Annotated in this window: 21 protein-coding genes; 7 read left to right on the top strand and 14 right to left on the bottom strand. The window is 31.0% G+C overall.

Translation table 11 applies throughout. The features are described from left to right. Nucleotides 1-85: 85 nt before the first annotated feature. The 4 genes from LQ682_RS03495 to LQ682_RS03480 all read right to left on the bottom strand — a co-directional run bounded on the left by LQ682_RS03495 (nt 86) and on the right by LQ682_RS03480 (nt 5,736). Nucleotides 86-922, bottom strand: a complete 837-nt coding sequence (locus LQ682_RS03495; RefSeq protein WP_017001182.1) for a YitT family protein — start codon at nt 920-922, stop codon at nt 86-88. Between the two features lie 252 nt (nt 923-1,174). Next, on the bottom strand, nt 1,175-2,131 hold the full coding sequence (locus LQ682_RS03490) for an L-lactate dehydrogenase (RefSeq protein ID WP_239723867.1): 957 nt from the start codon (nt 2,129-2,131) through the stop codon (nt 1,175-1,177). 27 nt (nt 2,132-2,158) lie between these two features. Continuing rightward, complete coding sequence (locus LQ682_RS03485) at nt 2,159-3,757, bottom strand: L-lactate permease (protein ID WP_239723865.1); 1,599 nt, start codon at nt 3,755-3,757, stop codon at nt 2,159-2,161. Between the two features lie 254 nt (nt 3,758-4,011). Beyond that, nucleotides 4,012-5,736, bottom strand: a complete 1,725-nt coding sequence (locus LQ682_RS03480) for an ABC transporter ATP-binding protein (protein ID WP_239705409.1) — start codon at nt 5,734-5,736, stop codon at nt 4,012-4,014. A gap of 188 nt (nt 5,737-5,924) precedes the next feature. Between LQ682_RS03480 and pbp4 the strand changes: the two genes are divergently transcribed. Together pbp4 and LQ682_RS03470 are read left to right on the top strand one after the other, a co-directional pair. Beyond that, complete coding sequence (gene pbp4, locus LQ682_RS03475) at nt 5,925-7,298, top strand: penicillin-binding protein PBP4 (protein ID WP_135022036.1); 1,374 nt, start codon at nt 5,925-5,927, stop codon at nt 7,296-7,298. Between the two features lie 81 nt (nt 7,299-7,379). Further along, nucleotides 7,380-8,129, top strand: coding sequence for a M50 family metallopeptidase (locus LQ682_RS03470; protein ID WP_064211655.1), 750 nt, complete (start codon nt 7,380-7,382; stop codon nt 8,127-8,129). A 238-nt stretch (nt 8,130-8,367) separates the two neighbouring features. On the opposite strand, the gene LQ682_RS03465 is transcribed toward LQ682_RS03470, so the two are convergent. Next, nucleotides 8,368-9,018 carry a metal-dependent transcriptional regulator gene (locus LQ682_RS03465; RefSeq protein WP_064211718.1) on the bottom strand — a complete coding sequence of 217 codons (651 nt, stop codon included), beginning with the start codon at nt 9,016-9,018 and terminating at the stop codon, nt 8,368-8,370. Between the two features lie 146 nt (nt 9,019-9,164). Between LQ682_RS03465 and LQ682_RS03460 the strand changes: the two genes are divergently transcribed. Genes LQ682_RS03460 through mntC form a run of 3 tightly spaced genes read left to right on the top strand, consistent with a single transcriptional unit; the run spans nt 9,165 to nt 11,632 of the window. Further along, nucleotides 9,165-9,878, top strand: coding sequence for a metal ABC transporter ATP-binding protein (locus LQ682_RS03460; protein ID WP_017001212.1), 714 nt, complete (start codon nt 9,165-9,167; stop codon nt 9,876-9,878). Continuing rightward, complete coding sequence (locus tag LQ682_RS03455) at nt 9,878-10,705, top strand: metal ABC transporter permease (RefSeq protein WP_064211719.1); 828 nt, start codon at nt 9,878-9,880, stop codon at nt 10,703-10,705. The genes LQ682_RS03460 and LQ682_RS03455 overlap by 1 nt, the downstream gene beginning before the upstream one ends. A 9-nt stretch (nt 10,706-10,714) precedes the next feature. Further along, nucleotides 10,715-11,632 carry a manganese ABC transporter substrate-binding lipoprotein MntC gene (gene mntC / locus LQ682_RS03450; RefSeq protein ID WP_218729456.1) on the top strand — a complete coding sequence of 306 codons (918 nt, stop codon included), beginning with the start codon at nt 10,715-10,717 and terminating at the stop codon, nt 11,630-11,632. 807 nt (nt 11,633-12,439) lie between these two features. Here the strand turns inward: mntC and LQ682_RS03445 are convergent. The 8 genes from LQ682_RS03445 to LQ682_RS03410 are packed head-to-tail and all read right to left on the bottom strand — an operon-like array spanning nt 12,440 to nt 18,901. Next, nucleotides 12,440-12,931, bottom strand: coding sequence for a Na+/H+ antiporter subunit G (locus LQ682_RS03445; RefSeq protein WP_064211717.1), 492 nt, complete (start codon nt 12,929-12,931; stop codon nt 12,440-12,442). Continuing rightward, nucleotides 12,909-13,202 (bottom strand): Na(+)/H(+) antiporter subunit F1, encoded by a 294-nt coding sequence (locus tag LQ682_RS03440; protein ID WP_017000804.1) that lies wholly within the window; start codon nt 13,200-13,202, stop codon nt 12,909-12,911. Before LQ682_RS03440 ends, LQ682_RS03445 begins: the two co-directional genes overlap by 23 nt. After that, nucleotides 13,202-13,684, bottom strand: a complete 483-nt coding sequence (locus LQ682_RS03435; RefSeq protein ID WP_017000805.1) for a Na+/H+ antiporter subunit E — start codon at nt 13,682-13,684, stop codon at nt 13,202-13,204. Before LQ682_RS03435 ends, LQ682_RS03440 begins: the two co-directional genes overlap by 1 nt. Nucleotides 13,685-13,686: 2 nt before the next feature. Then, nucleotides 13,687-15,183 carry a Na+/H+ antiporter subunit D gene (locus LQ682_RS03430; RefSeq protein WP_064205227.1) on the bottom strand — a complete coding sequence of 499 codons (1,497 nt, stop codon included), beginning with the start codon at nt 15,181-15,183 and terminating at the stop codon, nt 13,687-13,689. Continuing rightward, a complete protein-coding gene (locus tag LQ682_RS03425; protein ID WP_017000807.1) occupies nt 15,176-15,523 on the bottom strand; it encodes a Na(+)/H(+) antiporter subunit C in 348 nt (115 codons plus the stop codon). Before LQ682_RS03425 ends, LQ682_RS03430 begins: the two co-directional genes overlap by 8 nt. Then, complete coding sequence (locus LQ682_RS03420) at nt 15,520-15,945, bottom strand: monovalent cation/H+ antiporter subunit B (RefSeq protein WP_218729458.1); 426 nt, start codon at nt 15,943-15,945, stop codon at nt 15,520-15,522. The genes LQ682_RS03425 and LQ682_RS03420 overlap by 4 nt, the downstream gene beginning before the upstream one ends. Further along, nucleotides 15,932-18,331, bottom strand: a complete 2,400-nt coding sequence (locus tag LQ682_RS03415; protein WP_239723863.1) for a DUF4040 family protein — start codon at nt 18,329-18,331, stop codon at nt 15,932-15,934. The genes LQ682_RS03420 and LQ682_RS03415 overlap by 14 nt, the downstream gene beginning before the upstream one ends. Nucleotides 18,332-18,349: 18 nt before the next feature. Continuing rightward, a complete protein-coding gene (locus LQ682_RS03410) occupies nt 18,350-18,901 on the bottom strand; it encodes a tyrosine-type recombinase/integrase (protein WP_017000810.1) in 552 nt (183 codons plus the stop codon). Between the two features lie 201 nt (nt 18,902-19,102). On the opposite strand from LQ682_RS03410, the gene LQ682_RS03405 reads away from it, so the two are divergent. Further along, a complete protein-coding gene (locus LQ682_RS03405; protein ID WP_239723860.1) occupies nt 19,103-19,249 on the top strand; it encodes a hypothetical protein in 147 nt (48 codons plus the stop codon). A 35-nt stretch (nt 19,250-19,284) separates the two neighbouring features. Further along, nucleotides 19,285-19,500 (top strand): DUF2922 domain-containing protein, encoded by a 216-nt coding sequence (locus LQ682_RS03400; RefSeq protein WP_017000812.1) that lies wholly within the window; start codon nt 19,285-19,287, stop codon nt 19,498-19,500. A gap of 116 nt (nt 19,501-19,616) precedes the next feature. Here LQ682_RS03400 and LQ682_RS03395 read toward each other — a convergent pair whose 3' ends face one another. Further along, the gene (locus LQ682_RS03395) at nt 19,617-19,946 is read right to left on the bottom strand and encodes a transcriptional regulator, SarA/Rot family (RefSeq protein WP_017000813.1); all 330 of its coding nucleotides are present in this window, start codon (nt 19,944-19,946) and stop codon (nt 19,617-19,619) included. Between the last annotated feature and the right edge of the window lie 115 nt (nt 19,947-20,061).

The raw sequence follows: 20,061 nt of genomic DNA, 5'->3' as shown, positions 1-20,061 counted from the left end.
ATATGAATAATTTCACTCATATTACACATTTAATAAAAATAAACATGTTAAAAAAGCTAGAACTTTTTGTCCTAGCTTTTATGTTTTATTCGTCAAGTAAGAATCCGTTCCCAAGTACATCTCTTACATCATGGACAACGACAAACGCATTTTCATCAAATTTTCTAATCATTCGTTTTGTTCTTGTCAATTGCGTTTTGGCAATGACAACGTATAATACATCAGTATCTTTTTTTGAATAGTAACCTCTACCATTTAAAATGGTACAACCTCTACCTATTTTTTCATCTATCATTTTTGCTATTTGATCTGGGTTTTGAGAAATGATTGTAACAGCCTTTTTAGGGTTCAATCCTTCAATTACAAAGTCCATAACTTTTGTTCCTATATATAATGCAACGACAGTTATTAATGCTTTTTCTACAGGCATAACAGTTAATGAAAATAGAACTACGATAAGGTCAAAAAATAGAAGAGCATATGATGTGTTCACATCTAAATACTTATGAGCAATTCTCGCTAATATTGTTGTTCCTGCTGTTGTGCCACCTGATAATACGATTAAACCTATACCTAAGCCAACCGTAAATCCGCCAAACACAGCATTAATAAGTATTTCACTAGAATCTAATGCCCATGAATCCGTCACTCCTAAGAATACGGATATGAGTATTACAGCAATAATAGTATATACTGTGCTTCTCTTACTCAAGAATTTATAACCTAATGCAATTAATACTGCATTTAAAATAAACGTAGACCAAGCTGGCGCAATATCAAACGCATAAAGTAAGATTAGCGAAATACCCGTCACGCCACCTTCACCTAGGTTAGCAGATATAATAAATGTATTAACACCTGCAGAAAAGACAAATGAACCTACAATTATTAATATCATATCTCTTAGTAATCTATTTTTCATGACCTTACCTCCTTTTAGTTTTTCAATTGACATACTGATACTACCACAAACAGCTAATCGCCTCAACATGCCGATATTTATAAAAAAGGGTCGTAAGATAATTTTTGCCCTAACTCTAGAAAGAGTTATTAGAAATCGCATATAAATACTCCTAATTCGTCAATTTCTTAATGAACGAATTAGGAGTACTATTTAAAGATAGGGATTCTTTATCCCGAACTCTTCATTATTATATTGTCAGTAGCTTATCATTTACTTAAACTCTTTTTCAAATGGTGCTTGAATGTCTTTTAGCACTTTTACTGAATTATCGAACAATCTTGTTTCTTCATCATTAAGTGGCATTTCAATAACTTCCCTTACACCTGTTCTATTTACAAGTGCTGGTACACCGATATAAACATCTTCGTGTCCATACTCACCTTCTAAATATGCTGAAACTGTTAGTACAACATCTTGGTTGTTTAATATTGCTTTAGTAATGCGCATTAAGCCCATTGCTACTCCATAAAAAGTAGCACCTTTTGATTCAATAATTTCATATGCTGCATCTCTTGTCTCTACAAAAATTTCTTCAACTCTATGTTTACGTGTTTCATCTTTTTCAATTATAGAACGTAATGGTTTACCAGCAATATTGGCGTGTGACCAAACTGCTAATTCAGAATCGCCATGCTCACCAATAATATTAGCGTGTATACTTTGAGGGGCTACATCAAATTCTTCGCTTAATAAATATTTAAAACGTGCTGTATCTAATATTGTTCCTGAACCTATTACACGTTCTTTTGGTAAACCTGAGAATTTCATCGTAGCATACGAAAGTATATCTACTGGGTTAGTCGCAATTAAGAAAATGCCATCAAATCCTGAATCCATTATTTCAGTTACTATATTTTTAAATATTTTCATGTTTTTCGCTACTAAATCTAATCTTGTTTCGCCAGGTTTTTGAGCTGCGCCTGCACAAATAACAACTAAATCAGCATCTTCACAATCTTTGTATTCTCCCGCTTTTACTTTCATTGGTGATGGCCCATACACTGAACCATGATTTAAATCCATTACATCTCCATTTACTTTCTTCTTATCTAAATCGATGATAACAAATTCATCACAAATACCTTGGTTAATCATTGAGAATGCATAACTTGAACCTACAAATCCGTTACCTACTAATACTACTTTATTACCTTTAAATTGTTTCATCAAAATCTCTCCTCAAATTTTAAATTTTTATATAATAAATGAAAGTACGAACGTCCAAATACAAATGGAGATGACTATTCCTACACTATATTTTAAAGTCATTTTCAATAATTCTGATTCTTTTCCGACCTGACCTACAGCTGCTGTGGCGATTGCTATAGATTGAGGTGATATAAGTTTTGCTGCTACACCACCTGCAGTATTAGCTGCTACTAATAAAGGTCCACTAGTACCGATTTGGCTAGCTACTGAAGCTTGAATTGGTGCGAATAATGTATTGTTATTGACTACTGATCCTGTCATAAATACCCCAATCCAACCTAACACCGGAGATAGTAATGGGAATATACTACCAGCTTTTGCGATGCCAAGGCCCATAGCTGCTGTTAAACCACCATAAGTAGTTACTTTTGCTATTGCTAATATGAAACAAATTGTCAAAATAGGTAACCATAATTCTTTGATTGTTAAACCTAATAATTGAAATGCTTCATTAAATTTGAAATGTTTGGAAATAAGAACTGTTATAATAATTGAAATTAATATAGCTGTACCTGTTGCGCTAAAAATGTCTATTTTTAGTGTTATAAGTTTGTTTGTGATTTCATTCATCGTACCTGGAATACTAATGTTCCATACTAAAAATGATAATGGTCCATCTGGTGCAAATAATGCTTTAAAGAATGGTGCACTCCATATCATCACAAATATCGTTAAAATATAGAACGGACTCCATGCATATAGAATAGACTTAACTGTATGTTTGTTTGCTTGTTTAAATTCAGCGTCTGAAACTCTAAATATTTTTTTCGGTTGATAAAATTTAGAAAATACTGCTAATGCAACCATTGATAATAACGGAGGGATAATGTCCGCTAACTCAGGGCCTTGGAAATATGTCAATATTAATTGAAGTCCAGAGTAAGTGAGACTTACTACTAATATCATTGGTAATATTTCTTTTATACCCTTAAATCCATCTAAAATCATGACTAATAAAAATGGAATAATAAAGTTTATGATTGGTAAAGTTAATGTTGATATTTGAGAAACATCTAAACTACTTATATTACCTTGTAGGCCTAGCGTATCTATCACGACTACTGGGAGGCCTATAGCACCAAATGCTCCAGCTGCTCCATTAGCGATTAAACATAACATTGCAGCTTGTAACGGTCTGAAACCAAGTTGTATAAGCAACACACTACAAATTGCTATAGGTACACCAAATCCAGCTGCACCTTCTAAAAATGCATTGAAACTAAAACCTATTAATAACAACTGTATACGTTGGTCTTGAGATATACCTGCTATACTATCTTGAATAATACTGAATTGCCCTGTTCCATTTGAAACTTTATATAACCATACTGCCATAACCACGATGTAACCTATTGGTAGAATACCTTGGAAGAAACCTTCTATAATTCCCCCTAAGGCAACAATTTTTGGTAATTCAAAAACTACTAAAGCTATTATTATCGTTACGATTAGCGTTGTAATAGAAGCATAAATACCTTTCATTTTAAAAACTGTTAAACATAATAAAAATAAAATAATAGGTATACTTGCCACAATTGCTGATAATGCAATATTGTCAAAGGGATTAATATTATTTATTAACACAATAGACATCTTCTTTCTATTTTATTTATTTTAAGATGCGCATCTTTCTTTTGTGATTCTTTTCACAATATAAATATAGCACTTGGTACCACTGTAGTCAAGTATTTTTGTGAATATTTTCACATAAATTTTTACGCCTGTTTTAATTAATTTTTATAACTCCTTATTTAACAATAATGTTTGCGTTTACATAAAAAATGTTCTTTAAAGTTATTTTCATCAACTTTAAAGAACATTTTTTATAATTTATAATTTTATTCTACTAAACTTTGCGTCTTCACAAAATGTCTATATTTTTCATGGTTTTTAATAAGTTCTCCATGAGTTCCTTTACCTGTCACTTCTCCGTTATCTAAAAAGATAATTTGATCAGCTTTTTTAATAGTTGCAAGTCTATGTGCTATTACGACAGTAGTACGGTCTTTCATTAACTCATTTAAAGCCTGTTGAATATAGTACTCACTTTCACTATCTAAATTAGCTGTCGCTTCATCTAGTAACAAGATGTCTGGATTTTTAATAAAACTTCTCGCAATATCAATTCTCTGTCTTTGACCACCTGATAATTTTGTACCTCTTTCCCCAATTTCAGTTTCAAATCCTTGAGGAAATTTCATAATAAAATCATAACAGTTGGCCATTTTTGTGTTATGAATTAAAGTTTCATCACTTACAGTCTCATTTATACCATATGTTAAATTATCTCTAATTGTTCCTGACATCATTGCGTTAGATTGCATAACGTATCCAATTTTTTGTCTCCAAAATCTTAAAGGTATATCTTCAATTAATTCATTACCATATTTGATAACACCTTTATCTACAGGATAAAATCGTTCTAACAAGCTAAATAATGTACTTTTACCTGATCCAGAAGGACCTACAATTGCTGTTACTTCTCCTGAACGAATTGTTAAGGATAAATCTTTTATAACTTCTTCATCTTTCTCATAGCTAAATGTAACATTTTCAAATAATATGTCATTTTTTTCATGAGGTAAATAATTGTTTTCATCGCCTATTGGCTCTGTCGGTTCTTGATAAATTTCATATATTCTTTCGCTCGCTCCTACTGCTTTCTTATAGTCTGTTATAAACATGGAAAAGTTTAATATAGGAGCTGATAATTGAATAACATAGAATATCATAGCAACTAATGTACCAGCTGTGATTGCACCACTTGAAACTCGGATTCCACCAAAACCTAATATAATAGCCACCGTTAACATCATAATAATTCCTGATAACGGTGATATAATAGCTCTTATTTTAGCTTCTTTTAATCCTAATTTATAGATATCTAATAATGTTGTTTTTGTCTTTTCTAACTCTTTTTCCTCAGAGGTAGTAACTTTTACTAATCTCATTTCTGTGAGCACTCTGCCCAACAAACCACTAAAATTCGCAATTTCTGTTTGTGTCGCTTTAGAAATCTTACCCATACTTTTTCCAAGAGGAATCATAATAGCGATAAATAATGGCAATATGATAAATGTTATAAGTGTCATTTGCCAATCTAAAATAAACAACATAGCTACAGAACCAATCAACGTTAACAGTGAAGGTAAAACACTTGGCGCTTTTTCTGAAATGAATAAATTGATGACATTTGTATCGTCAGTAATTCTACTCATGAGTTGACCACTTTCATTTTTATCAAAAAATCTCATGTTCAGTTTTATTAAATGTCTCCACAATTTTTCTCGTATTGAATAAATCGTTTTCTCACCGATTTTACTCAATAAGTATGTACCAAAACCACTTAAAATAGCATTAGCTAGAAAAATAACTATAAATAACCATACCATTCTTAAATCTAAATTTTCAGCATTGAATGTATCTACTAGTTGTCCCGTAAATAATGGAACTAACAATCCACTCAAACTGCCTAAAATAGATAGAACCATGGCGGTAACGACCATTTTCTTTGGCCAGTCTACTTTTTTCAGTAAATAAAACAACGAATTCTCTGTTTTCATTTTAAAACCTCATTATCTCAATTTATTATCTCATCATCATTTTACAATATTTCCCTATATTAATCTCTCATAATAGCTTTAAATTTACAATATTTTAATATACATTTGTAATTTTTTTCTAGGGAGAATTATAAAAATATGTTAGAATGATGTAGTTATTTCAAAAAAAGAATAAAGAGGTTTTATTAATGAAAAAATGTTTATTATTATTTTTCTCATTGGTTTTAATTAATATTACTTTGAACCAAAATGCTTATGCAGCTGATAATGAAAAGTCACCTACACAAGTAGCTAATGAATACGGGTATAACTTAGGCGAAATATATCAACCCGAGGGGGCTATTAACTACAGCTCAAAAACTGGTCAAATTATGTATGAGTATCAAATAGATAAAAAATGGTATCCGGCAAGTATGTCTAAACTTATGACTTTATATTTAACTGAAAAAGCAATTAAAAGTGGAAAGTTAAAAGAAGATGATACAGTTAAAATGACTGACGAAGAATACCGATTATCTACTTTACCTGAATTAAGTAATACTAAATTATATCCAGGTGATGTTTATACAATTTCAGAATTAATGCAAATTACAATATCTAATTCTTCAAATGCTGGCGCTATGATTTTAGGTAGAGAAACAATGAAAGCTGAAAATATTGGTTCTGCTAAAAAAATCGAAGATAAAGATAAAGATTCAAATAATAATACTGCCTCAAAACAACAGAAAAAAGATTTAGACTCTGATTTTATAGACTATATGAATGAAACTGCTAAAGAATTAGGAATGGAACATACTCAGTTTTATAATTCTAACGGTGCTGCCAATAATTTATTACTGGAATATAAAGCAAAGAGATATCAATCTGATGAAGAGAATTACTCTACTTCTAGAGATTTTGCTATATTAACGCAGCATCTTGTAAACGATTATCCAGGCATTCTGGAATACACTAAAAAAGTAGCACCTACAATACATTACGTTACATACTACACATATAACCATTCTCTTGAAGGTGCTGATATGTCTTTAGAAGGAACGGATGGATTAAAGACAGGATCAAGCGACATTGCCGATTACAATCACAGTCTTTCAACTAAGAGAGATGGACTAAGAGTAAACCAAATTTTATTTGGTGCAGGCGATTATAATACTGTCGGCGGTGAAAAAGAACGTAATATGATGGGGAACAGTTTAATGGAGAAAACTTTCGACGAATATGAATGGAAAAAAGTTCTTTCGAAAGGTGTTCATAAAATTAATGATAAAAAATATTACATTACTGAAGATTTATACGATGTCGTTAAAAAAGGTGTAGATTACGAAGTAGTTGTAGAAAATGGTGAAGCACATATAGATTATGATCGTTCATATATAAACGATAAATATGGCCCACCTACAGTCAAATTAGAATCACCATCAAAACATAAATTTAACCAGACAAAAGATAAAGTCACAAGTCCAGATAATAGACCTATCCTTATGACAGCATCTATCATACTTGCTATCGGCTTAATATTATTATTAACTTGGTTGATTGCGCGTAAGAAAAATACAAAATAACATTAAGTCTTAAGTCCGACAACAAAAACGTCACTTTAGTGTAGAATAGTATTAGACTATTAAACACGAGGTGACGTTTTTTTGACTCGATTTTTACCGAACTTTTTATCAGAACCAATTAATATATCATTAATAACTATTACATTAATTGCCTTAATATATGTTTTTGTACATCATAGAAGACAACACCCAATATTGAGTATGATTGATATAATACTAGGTTATTTTCCGATTTTAATACATGAAATGGGTCATGTTATTGCCAACAAGTTGTCCGGTGGTAAACCTAAAGATTTAGTCGTAGTTTGGCGTAGAAAAGAACGAATGGAGACTGGTCGTCAAGGTTATGCTATTACAGGATCTAAATCTGGATGGAATCAATTCATCACTACATTATTTGGTTATATTATGCCACCTTTAATGTTAATAATAGGTGTTTGGATGAAGCACCATACATTCGGACCAATTTTCTTAATTTTATTATTAATCATGTTCTTATTTTATGTCACATTAACTTCAAGAAAATTTCTACCAAGTATTATATTATTAGTTATCGCAGTTGCACTTTATGAAGTTATTTCTGCTCCAAACATCCATGATTTTGCTCAAATTACAACTTATATTTATCACATAGCATTAGGTACGCTATTAGGTGAAGTTGCCCAATCTACAATAACCATCTTTTTATTAACATTTTCAAGACAGCGCCCTGAATGGGATGGTAGTCAACTTAGACAAATCACAAAAATACCTACTCTATTCTTTAGTATACTTTGGATTGTTATTAACATATATGCTGTTATGTATACATTTAATGCGTTATGGCCTTAAAAAACTTAGAGAACTATAATATCGAGTTAAGAAACGACCAATCTAGATTTCTCTTATAAAATAAAAATGGGAGTGGGACAGAAATCTCATTTTAATAAATAGATTTCGTAGTCCCACCCCGCCAAGGATGACTAGGGTTGGAAAAAGCTTGATATAAGCGCATCTTCAATCCAGTCAGCTACTACCATTATAATAAAAGAGGCTGAGACATGTATTTATGTCCCAGCCTCTTTTTATTTTATCCTTCTTTAGTTCCGAATATATATGAAGCATTTGTTTCGCTAATCATAATCGTCTTACCATTTAAACTTAATTCTATTAATTGATTAAGTTCATCTTTCTTAGTGATTTCAACGATATCACCTATTAGTAATTCTTCATTACTTAAATAGTCTAATAGATTAACATAGTCCATAACACGTTTGATTTTTATTTTATCGCCTACTTCAAATGTACTAAGTGGCGTATTATAAATCTCTTCGATTTGATTTTCTCTCGGTATAATTCCACCGTGTGGACATGTTTTAGGATAATCCATCAATTTATCTATTTTCTCAATGAAGTGTTCAGAAACTCTATGTTCTAAAATTTCCGCTTCTTCATGTACTTGATCCCATGTGTATTCTAATTCCTCTATTAAAAATCGTTCTATCAGTCTATGACGCTTAATAATATTTGCAGTATGATTTAAACCTTTTTGAGTTAATTTAACACCTTTATATGGACGTATATCCACATAATCCTCTTTCTTTAAACGTAACATCATCTCACTAACAGATGAGGGTTTTATATTTAAATCTTGTGCTAAATTTTTATTAGATACATAATCTGTCGTCCCGTTTAAACCAAATATTGCTTTTAAATAATCTTCTTGTTCTTCAGTCAACATTTGTTCTGACCTCACTTTTTTTAGCATATTTTTATTGTACCACGATTTATTTTTCCTTGCTATCTCTTGACTTTAACATAATTTACAGTTATATTAAAAACATAGTTTAGGTTACCCTAAACTTATTTTCGGAGAAAGGTGATAACATGTTACAGGTTAAGAATTTGAATTTATCATTAGGACATCAGCACATATTGCATGATATTAACTTAACAATTGAATCATCGGGAGAGTTAATTGGTATCATGGGACCCAATGGTGCGGGTAAATCATCATTGCTTAAATCTATCCTTGGTGAATTCAAAGCAACTGGTGAAGCATTATGGAATGATAAGCCAGTTAAACAACAGCTGACGGAACTAACTTATATTCCGCAGAGAAATTCATTAGACTTGGATTTCCCTATTACTGTGAAAGACAGTTTAATTACTGGCTATTATCAAACTTCAGGTTGGTTCAGACCTATGAAGAAAGAAGCTTATATTAAAAGAGATGAATTATTAAATGAACTTCAGTTAACTAATTTAAAAGATAAAATGCTAAATGAGTTAAGTGGTGGTCAATTACAACGTGTTCTTTTAGCGAAAGCATTAATGAAAGAGAGTGACTTTCTATGCCTCGATGAACCGTTTGTTGGTATTGACTTCAAAAGTGAAGAAATCATGATAAATCTGCTGCGACAATTAAAATCAGAAGGTAAACTGATTCTAGTTGTTCATCATGATATTCAAAAAGCTAAAGAATATTTTGATAGAATAATCCTCCTCAATCGATCATTAAAATTCTTTGGCTCTGCTAACGAAGCATTATCTGACGAAAACATAAAAGAGGTATTTTTAAAGGATGGCGTTGTATTATGATGAATGAATTTATTTCATCACTCGTAAATTATAATTTTTTAAGTAGAGCTTTGATTACTTCAATCATAGTCGGAATCGTTTGTGGTATTGTAGGTAGCTTGATTATATTAAGAGGTCTTTCATTAATGGGAGATGCAATGAGCCATGCTGTATTACCTGGTGTAGCGCTCAGTTACTTATTTAACATACCAATGTTTGTAGGAGCTCTTTTTACAGGTATGCTGACAAGTTTTTTAATTGGTTTTATTTCACAAAACTCTAAAACAAAAAATGATGCCGCAATAGGTATTACTTTCACAGCATTCTTTTCGATAGGTATTATTTTAATTAGTCAAATCAACTCCTCTACAGATTTGTATCATATTCTATTCGGAAATATATTAGCAGTAACAAAAAGTGCATTTTATACCACAAGTATTGTGAGCATTATTGTAATTTTATGTGTTGTGATTTTCTATAAACCACTGCACTTGTCTACTTTTGATCCAATTGCAGCTAAAATGAGTGGTCTAAATACAAGATTAATTCATTACTTTGTCATGATGTTATTGGCATTAGTAACAGTAGCAAGTTTACAGACTGTCGGTATTATCTTAGTAGTAGCGTTGCTTATAACACCTAGTTCTACTGCTTTCCTTATTACTAAGTCATTAAAAACTATGATGATTGTTGCAAGTATATTGAGTGCAATAAGTGCAGCCTGTGGCATGTATATTAGTTACCTATATAATTTGCCAAGTGGAGCTTGTATAGTCCTAGTAAGTTGTGCATTTTATATACTAGTATTTACTATACATAAACTTAAAAATAAAATTCAATTTAATTAGGAGGCATCTATGAAAAAATTATTATTACCTTTAATAGCAATTATTTTAGTTTTCGCTGGTTGTAATCAATCTAACTCTAAAGACGATTCAAAACTAAAAATTGTTACGACGAATTCAATACTTGGTGATATGACTAAAGAGGTTACTAAAGGTAACGCTGAAATTACTAGCGTAGTACCAATCGGTCAAGACCCCCACGAATATGAAATTAAACCTAAAGATGTTAAAGCTATTACAGATGCTGACATTATTATCTATAACGGCTTTAACTTAGAAAGCGGTAATGGTTGGTTTGAAAAAGCATTAGAACAAGCAAATAAAAAAATCACTGACAAAAATGTTATTCAAGCTACTGAAGATGTAAAACCAATATACTTAAAAGGTGGCGAGGGAGATGAAAAGAAAATTGACCCTCATGCTTGGTTAAGTATTAAAAATGGTATTCAATATGTTAACACTATCGAGAAACATCTTAGTAAATTAGATGATGAACATAAAGATGATTATAAAGATAACGCTGATAAATACACTGAAAAACTTGATAAATTAGACGATGAAATGTCGAAAGCATTTAACGACATTGATAAGAAAAAACGTGCATTTATTACAAGTGAAGGTGCATTTAAATACTTTGCAAAAGCTTATGACATTACACCTGGTTACATTTGGGAGATAAACACGGAAAAACAAGGTACACCTGACCAAATGAAACAAGCAGTAAACTTTGTACGTGATCATAATCTTAAAGCATTAACAGTAGAAACAAGTGTAGATAAGAAAAGTATGCAGACTCTAGCAGAAGAAACAAACCTAAAAATTCAAGGTGAAGTCTATACAGATTCAATCGGTACTAAAGATTCCGATGGTAATTCTTACTACAATATGATGGAACACAATGTCAAAGTGATCCATGACACAATGAAATAATAACCCCTCCTCCTCATGTATATAATAAACGAAAAAGGGAATGGGACAGAAATCTCATTTTAATAAACAGGTTTCGTAGTCCCATCCCGGCAAGGATGACTAGGATTGGAAAAAGCTTGATATAGGCGCATTTTCAATCCAGTCAGCTACTTGCATTATAATTAAAGAGGCTGAGACATATATTTATGTCCCAGCCTCTTTTTGCTAATTCTTAAATCTACTATTTTTCTTATGTTTATTGTTATTATAGTAACCTCTAAATCATATTTCACTTTAGATTTTCTTGTGAAGATATACGAAAGTGATTTATTTTCAGGTCTGAACCAGAAGTAAAAGTTAATTCGTGAGTTTAGGCATTACATAATCCAATAGAGGTGTGTGTAGTTGGATTAATGTGTTAGTAAATCCAACAAGGGTGTGTCTAATTGGATTATTAAAATAGAAAATCCAATAAAGGTGCGTGTACTTGGATTAATGTGATAGATAATCCAATAAGGGTGCGTGTACTTGGATTAATGAAGTAGTAAATCTAATAAAGAGCGTCTAATTGGATTTAAGTAGTAGTATATCCAACAATAATATCAACTCTAGCTTTTATTGATCAATTTCATCCAAAACGATCTAAGGATTTATGTCCCTAACTCGTTTTTTTATATTAGCAGCGGTTGACTCGATCGAACCATACACTAGACAAGCATGCACGAACAAAATTCTAATTCACATAAAAATAACATCTGATTTCTAACTGAATAAATCATTGAAATCAGATGTTATTTATTTTGAATTGATATTTATGTTCCAGCTGTTTTATTTTAAAGTTGGGTCGTCTTTTTTCATAACTTGCTTATATTTACTGAATGTTTCTTTATCATTTTTAGAGAAAGCTTCGTTCATAATTCTTCTTTTCTCTGCTCTTCTTCGTCTATCTTTTTTAGATTCTTTTCGGTCATATCTAAAGTTCAACGAAGTTCCTTTTTTTGTAAATTCTTTCATAAACATATATGAACCAGAATTATATGCCGCTCGTATAATCATATGACCAGCAACTGGCGATGTTAAATATAAAAATAGTATAGTTAATAAAGTACGAACACTAAAGTAATCTTTCGTTACTAAGAAATAAAAAAATACACCCGTTAAACAAAGTAAAACAGATAATGTAGAGCTTTTTGTAGCAGCATGACTTCTTAGAAAGGAATCTCTAAATCTCACAATACCTATCGAACTAATTAAAGCAGTTATAGAACCTAATAATATTGATATAGCTGCAATTAAACTAACGATCTCGCTTAGATTCAAAGACACGACCCCCTTCAATGAAACGAGAAATTCCAACTGTACTTAAGAAGGCTAAAATAGCAATAATTAAACTCGCTTCTAAATAACTGAAGGTGTCATAAACAATGCTCAATATACCTACTGTAGAAACTAAGATTGCACCCATAGCATCAAATGCTATAACTCTATCAGCAGTTGTAGGGCCAATAATTGTTCTAAATAGAACAATTACAATAGATATACCATATATAACTAATGCCGTTTTTATGATAAACATGATAGCTATTTCCATTATTTAAGCACCTCCCAGATTAATTTCTCATACTTCTTAATTTGCTTTGTTAAAATCTTTTTCTCTCTTTCAGAAACATCAATCGCATGTATAAAGAATCGTTGTCCATCTGGTGATAACCTTAATACGACTGATCCCGGTGTTAACATGATTAACAACGTTAATAATGTTATAGCCCAATCTTGTTTTAATGTTGTTTCATAAGTAACAAGTCCTGGATTCAATTTATTTGTTTTAAATAAAATATAATTAATTGTTGTAATACTGGATGTCACAAGCTGATAGTTATAAACACAAATAAATTTAAAAATAACCCATACTTTTTTCATATAAAAAACATGTCCGAAAAATCTATGCATTAAGTAAACGATGAACATACCAATCAAGTAACCTGAAATAAATGTCGATAAATGAAATGTATCTTCGTCTTGAAATAAAGTCCACAAGAAGGCAATTAAAATATTTAATAATAGTTGTGCCATTATTATTTAGCCTCCACTTCTACATTTGGAATAACTTCTTTAAAATATTCAAGCTCATTCATGTTAAACTGAGCTGCCATTTCAGAAATATTTAATACATATTGAGAAGCAATACCTAATATTATTGTTGTTACTGTTAATATTATCATTGCATATAATTTATTCTTAACAAAAACAACTTTACCAACTTGAGGTACACTTTCTCTGCCGAAATACATTACTAAAAATACGCGTAATAAACTATACATTGCAATGATACTTGAAATAATCATCACGATAACGCCAAATGTATAACCATTTTCAAGTGCGCCTTTAATAATTAATAATTTCCCAGGAAATCCACTGAGTGGTGGTACGCCTCCAATTGATAGTATCGTAATAAAGAATATGACACCTAAACTTGGATAATGTTTAATTAAACCACCAAATTGGTCATAATATCTTGTACCTGTTAATAATACAAAAGTACCTATGATTAAGAATAATAAAGTTTTGATGATCATATCATGTCCGACATAGAATATAGCACCGGTAATCCCTGCTAAATTGTTTGCGCTCAATCCTAATACTGCAAATCCAATAGATAGTATCACTTGGTACGCTGCTATTTTCTTAATATCTTTAAATCCAAGAACACCTATTGATCCAATAATCATTGTAAGTATCGCCATAATGTAAAGTAAGAAATGTGTTACTTCTGGCTTTTGATCAAACATAAGTACCATCACACGAATAAGTGCGTATACACCTACTTTAGTCATTAAACTCGCAAATAAAGCAGCTAATTCTGTATTCAATGCTGCATATGCTTTCGGAAGCCACATAAATACGACAAGCGCTGCTTTACCTCCAAATACAAATATCATGATAATTGCGACTAAAGTAGTCGTGGTAGGTTGGTTACTTTCACTAATTCTCATTGCAATATGACCGAAGTTTAAAGTACCTAACGTACCGTATATATAAGCAACGCCCATTAAGAAGAACCAAGAGCTCACAACGTTAATCACGACGTAAATGATACTTGCTCTTAACTGTTCTATTGATTGACCTAATGTTAATAATACAAATGAAGCTAATAACATTATTTCAAACATTACATATAAGTTGAATATATCAGCAGTTAGAAAACTACCATTAACCCCACTTAATAAGAACAATATAAATGATGGTAAAAAGTAGCGGTTAGCTAACCTTTCTCTCTTACCAAAACCAAAGTATATAATCACTGTGACAACAAAGCAGGAAATAGTAGTGAATAATAAGCTGAGCTCATCACCAACAAACTGAATCCCAAATGGTGGTTGCCAGTCTCCGAAGTTGATAACAAGTGCTTTATTCATACTGACATCGACTAATAACCAACCACTTACAATCGTCGTAAGTGCTAGAAAAGTGATGGCGATACGTCTTGTTAACGCTAATCGTTCTTTAAAGAAGAACAATATTAAACCAATAAATAGTGGTACGAGTAATGGTATAAGTATTAAATTATTCATCTACGTCTTCATCCTCACCGCGTAACGCCTCTATTCTATTGACTTTCGTCAATTTAAATGTTCTATACACTAAAACAAGTAAAAATGCTGTTATCGCAAAGCCAATAACAATTGCTGTTAAAATTAATGCTTGAGGTAAAGGATCGACATAGTCTTTTCCTTCACCATTTATGAGTGGTACATTTCGACCACCAAATTCGCTCATTGATAAAATCATTAAGTTAGCTACGTGTGTATAAATAGCTGTACCGATAACAATACGAATTAAGTTTTTAGATAAAATCATATACGTTCCAACGAAAGTAAGTACACCAATGATAATGACTAATATTAAATTCAACTGTTATCACCACTTATCGCAAGCATGATTGTTACAATGGATCCTACTACTGTAAGTAATATCCCGAGTTCAAATAATGTTACGCTTGAAAGATGAATTTCACCTAATAGTGGGAACGTAATATATCCATCTTCATGTGTTAACATTGGATGCCCAAAGAACATTGGTGTAATCGCTGTGCTCATTGACACTAGACACCCTATAATTGTAACTGCTCTAAAATCTATCGGTAATGATTGAACAACTGTCTCAACATCAAATGCTAAGAACATTAAGATAAACGCAGAACTAAAGACTAATCCACCAATAAATCCACCACCAGGATTATCGTGTCCCGCAAGGAATATATAAAAGCCGAATGTCAGAATGATAAATATTGCGATTTTTGATATGGTTTCTAATACTACATCATTTTCTTTCATCAGGCTCATCCTTTCTTATCTTAAATTTAACGAGTGTATAAATACCTAGTCCGGCAATCAATATAACGATTCCTTCTAACATTGTATCTAACGCTCTAAAGTCTCCTAAAATACCATTTACGATATTTTTAACACCTGCTAATTCATCAGCGTTATCATAATAATAAGAAATTTTATCGAATAGATTATCTTGTTGCATCATGATAACAAAAATTACGACAAATACCGCCATTAAGAGTGCGATTGCTAATTTAACGATTTCTGCTAAAACATTTGGTTTATCTTTCTGCACGTTTGGCAAATGGTAAAATACTAATAAAAATAAGACTGTCGTAATAGTTTCAATAACCAATTGCGTTAAAGCTAAATCAGGTGCTTTCATAAATATGAAAACAACAGCAATCGAATAACCGATTACACCATTTAAAATAGTCATTGTCATTCTTTCTCTAATAAACATTAATGCTGTCGCTGTAATCACAATGTTAATCAATATAATAATCTCGAATGTTGAAGCTTCTGTAATATGGTAATACGCAATATCGTAAATACCGACATGATATATGCCATATGCCATAAGTACGAAAAATATTACATAAATGATGTGTAAATATTGATTCAATCTATTATTCATTACAATTTGAATTAAATATGCGCTTACCCGATCCAGTAAAGTCATACCTTTATTATAAATTGTATTGATTTCTATATTTTTTGATACTTTGCTATAAATAAATGTCCAATTTGGCCATATTACTAATAATGTACCTATTAAATATATTCCTATAGTTAAAAACAATTCAGTTGTAAATCCATGCCACGCTTGAATATGAGGTATATATTCCATTACTTTATCCGATTGGAATATATCACGTAACGCTGGACCTATTAAATATTTTCCTAATACATTTGGAATAAAGAAAAATAACGGTACAAATATTACAATTATAACAGGCGCTATAAGAAGTCCCCCGCCATCATGACGTGGTACTTTAGGCAATTGTTTTTCTTTCATTTCCCCAAAGAATGGCTCTTTTATTAACTTTAAACAATAAACAAAAGTAAAAATACTACCTATAAATCCTGCTGCTATCATCACGAAAGACATCGTTTGATTGAAAATATCCACTTGTCCTGTCTCTACCAGACTAGTGAAGAACTTTTCTTTACTCAAAAAACCATTAAATAATGGAATACCTGCCATAGATAAAGCAGAGATTGACATTACAATTGCTGTAATAGGCATTACTTTTCTTAACCCGCCCAATTTATTAACATCTCTTGTCCCTGTTTCATGGTCTATAATACCTACTCCCATGAACAGTACACTTTTGAAAATAGCGTGGTTAATTAAATGAAATAAAGCTGCAAATAAAGCTGCAATAAATATTTCATGTCCCGCTTCAAACCTTTGATTTAAAGCTAACAAGCCTAAACCAATCATAGACATAATCATACCTAATTGACTGATTGTAGAATATGCTAATAAAGCTTTTAAATCTTTTTTACTTACTGCAAAGAAAGATCCTACTAACATTGTAACTAACCCGACTGTTACAACTGTATACACGACCCATTCACTTTGACCAATAATAGGTGTAAATCTAAGTAATAAATACAAACCAGCTTTAACCATAGTAGCTGAGTGTAAGTAAGCACTAACAGGCGTTGGCGCTTCCATAGCATCTGGCAACCATATATGAAATGGAAATTGTGCTGATTTTGTAAACGCACCGAGTAAGATTAAAATGACTGCAAGTACAAACCATGGTGATTGAAACACTTCATCAATCATACCGACTTGTTCAGTAATTGTATTCGTACCCGTAATGCTATATAACAATATCAACCCTACGAGCATAGCCATACCACCAAAAACGGTAATCAAGAAAGATTTAAGTGCCCCTTCTTGGCTTCTTTCTCTTTGATACCAATATGCAATGAGTAAGAAAGAAGATATACTCGTTAATTCCCAAAATGAATATAGCAAAATTGTATTATTAGAAAGTACAACACCTAACATTGCCAACATAAACATTAGCAAGTATGTGTAAAATCTTGGGAGATTATCTTTTTCATGAGAAAGATAATAAATAGCGTAAAGGAATACACCTGCGCCAATGAGTGAAATAAGAAGTGCAAAAATTAAAGATAAACCATCTAATCTCAAATCTAAATTAAAATCAATTATAGGTATCCACTCTTTAAAAAAAGAAACAGTATGCCCACTCGATATGTATTTAATTTGACTCAAAAAATAAATGGAACTTATTAGAGGCGCGATTAAACTTATCCAACCAGCAAAGCGGCTAAATTTAGTATTCATAGTCATAAGGACAATAGCCATTACAACTAAGATGGTGAAGAACAACCATATTAAAGCCATACACGAACTCCTTTCTTTTTATATATTTAGTTCTATTGTTGTTTCTTTTTTTATTGTGGTTACATCTATAAATTTTAAAGTTTCTAACAACGATTGATGACCTAAATATTTTTGTATTATTGAAACTGATACACCCGATTTAAATGCATGAAACGCAAAAGTTTTCCTTAAGGAGTATAGACCAATATTTTTCAATCCAACTTCTTCTGCAGCAACATGAATGATCCGATATGCTTGTTGTCTAGACAATTGTTTCTTCGTCTTGATAGATCTAAATACAAAGTCTTCTTTTCCTAACATTTCCATACGTATATAAGATGACAAACTTGATCTTAAGTGCAATGGAATCACTACTTTAATCAAATCCTTTTTATCATTTACCCAGTTAGAAATAATGTCATTATCTTCATCTAGTAAATCTTGAACAGTTAAATTTAATAATTGATTTACTTTAATACCTGTATGAATAGCAAGACTAAATAATAAATAATCTCTTTCACTGTGTGATTTTAATACTTCATACATCGCTCTAATATCATCTTTATTCTTAATTGGAGATACTTGTTGCATGCATTTCGTCCATCCTTCCTAATTAAGGTACATATTAATAATAATATATATTTGAGTAACATGAAAGAATTTTTAACTAATTTGTGGTCGTTTTTTTAATCTCATTTCGATATATAAAGTGAAAGGAGGTTAGCAAAATGGCAACAGTTAAAGACATCAACATCATATTGTTACAATCAGTACTTAGATGAGAATGCCAAAGTGAAAAATGTTCAAAGAAAATTTAAAGCAATTAAATTAAATGTAACAAATGAACAAGTTAAAACTTTTAAAGGCATTATCGAAACGTTATCTGACGAAAAGTTCAAAGATGCTTATATCGTCAAAACAATTCAGATAGAAGATTAATTCTATCCTCTCAATCTACCAAGGAGGTGAATTTCATGAAACTCGTATTAGAACTTACTTTTAAAACTTCAACAGATAAAACTTTCACATTACAGATCCAAAACCCAAAACGTGATCTCACTGAAGAAAACGTACGCCAGGCGATGGATAGTATTTTAAAATTAAATTTATTTGATTTATCTAAAGGTGAATTAGTTTCTATTCATTCAGCGCACTACGTAGAACGCTCAACACGTACTGTAATCAAGTAATTTTATAATATCCTTTTAAATCATTTTTAAATTCTATAGAAAAACCCAAAGAAAATCTTTTCACTTGAAAGGATTTCCTTTGGGTTTCTTTTTGAATAATTAAACCTATTGTTGTTTTATATGTCTTTTGCTATTTGTTCGTATTGAGCCTTTTGTTCGTCTTCCATGTAATAGTAAACTTTTCTTTCATCTAGCTCACTTCTATATTTATTAATATAATCTTTTCTATATAATTTAGCTAAATTTGTTCCAATGTTAGAAGGTTTCGTTTGAAGTTCTGTTAGCTTCCCGTTAAGTATTTCTTTAATTGTAATTTCTTCAGATCTATAGATTTCTTCTAATATTATAAAATCAACTAATGTTAAACGTTTTTCGTTTTTTAAATTTGCGATTTTATTCTCATAATCTATCATATCTTGAATAATCTTGTTGAAATTCCCTGTCATTCTATATACCTCCATTTTAATATTTTCCCCGTTTTTAATAGTTTACAATACAACAATAGCATTAAGTATTATTGTAAACCGTTTTAATTTCAGATTTTGATTAAATCAATTCATT

The organism is Mammaliicoccus sp. A-M4 (genome assembly GCF_022386955.1).
GTDB classification, from domain to species: Bacteria; Bacillota; Bacilli; order Staphylococcales; family Staphylococcaceae; genus Mammaliicoccus; species Mammaliicoccus lentus.
This window is presented reverse-complemented; position numbering and strand designations above follow the sequence as displayed.

Coding starts and splice junctions, on each gene's coding strand:
- LQ682_RS03495 (WP_017001182.1), bottom strand. CDS start 922: ATGAAAAATAGATTACTAAGAGATATGATATTAATAATTGTAGGTTCA.
- LQ682_RS03490 (WP_239723867.1), bottom strand. CDS start 2,131: ATGAAACAATTTAAAGGTAATAAAGTAGTATTAGTAGGTAACGGATTT.
- LQ682_RS03480 (WP_239705409.1), bottom strand. CDS start 5,736: ATGAAAACAGAGAATTCGTTGTTTTATTTACTGAAAAAAGTAGACTGG.
- pbp4 (WP_135022036.1), top strand. CDS start 5,925: ATGAAAAAATGTTTATTATTATTTTTCTCATTGGTTTTAATTAATATT.
- LQ682_RS03465 (WP_064211718.1), bottom strand. CDS start 9,018: ATGTTGACTGAAGAACAAGAAGATTATTTAAAAGCAATATTTGGTTTA.
- LQ682_RS03460 (WP_017001212.1), top strand. CDS start 9,165: ATGTTACAGGTTAAGAATTTGAATTTATCATTAGGACATCAGCACATA.
- LQ682_RS03455 (WP_064211719.1), top strand. CDS start 9,878: ATGAATGAATTTATTTCATCACTCGTAAATTATAATTTTTTAAGTAGA.
- mntC (WP_218729456.1), top strand. CDS start 10,715: ATGAAAAAATTATTATTACCTTTAATAGCAATTATTTTAGTTTTCGCT.
- LQ682_RS03440 (WP_017000804.1), bottom strand. CDS start 13,202: ATGGAAATAGCTATCATGTTTATCATAAAAACGGCATTAGTTATATAT.
- LQ682_RS03435 (WP_017000805.1), bottom strand. CDS start 13,684: ATGGCACAACTATTATTAAATATTTTAATTGCCTTCTTGTGGACTTTA.
- LQ682_RS03430 (WP_064205227.1), bottom strand. CDS start 15,183: ATGAATAATTTAATACTTATACCATTACTCGTACCACTATTTATTGGT.
- LQ682_RS03420 (WP_218729458.1), bottom strand. CDS start 15,945: ATGAAAGAAAATGATGTAGTATTAGAAACCATATCAAAAATCGCAATA.
- LQ682_RS03415 (WP_239723863.1), bottom strand. CDS start 18,331: ATGGCTTTAATATGGTTGTTCTTCACCATCTTAGTTGTAATGGCTATT.
- LQ682_RS03410 (WP_017000810.1), bottom strand. CDS start 18,901: ATGCAACAAGTATCTCCAATTAAGAATAAAGATGATATTAGAGCGATG.
- LQ682_RS03400 (WP_017000812.1), top strand. CDS start 19,285: ATGAAACTCGTATTAGAACTTACTTTTAAAACTTCAACAGATAAAACT.
- LQ682_RS03395 (WP_017000813.1), bottom strand. CDS start 19,946: ATGACAGGGAATTTCAACAAGATTATTCAAGATATGATAGATTATGAG.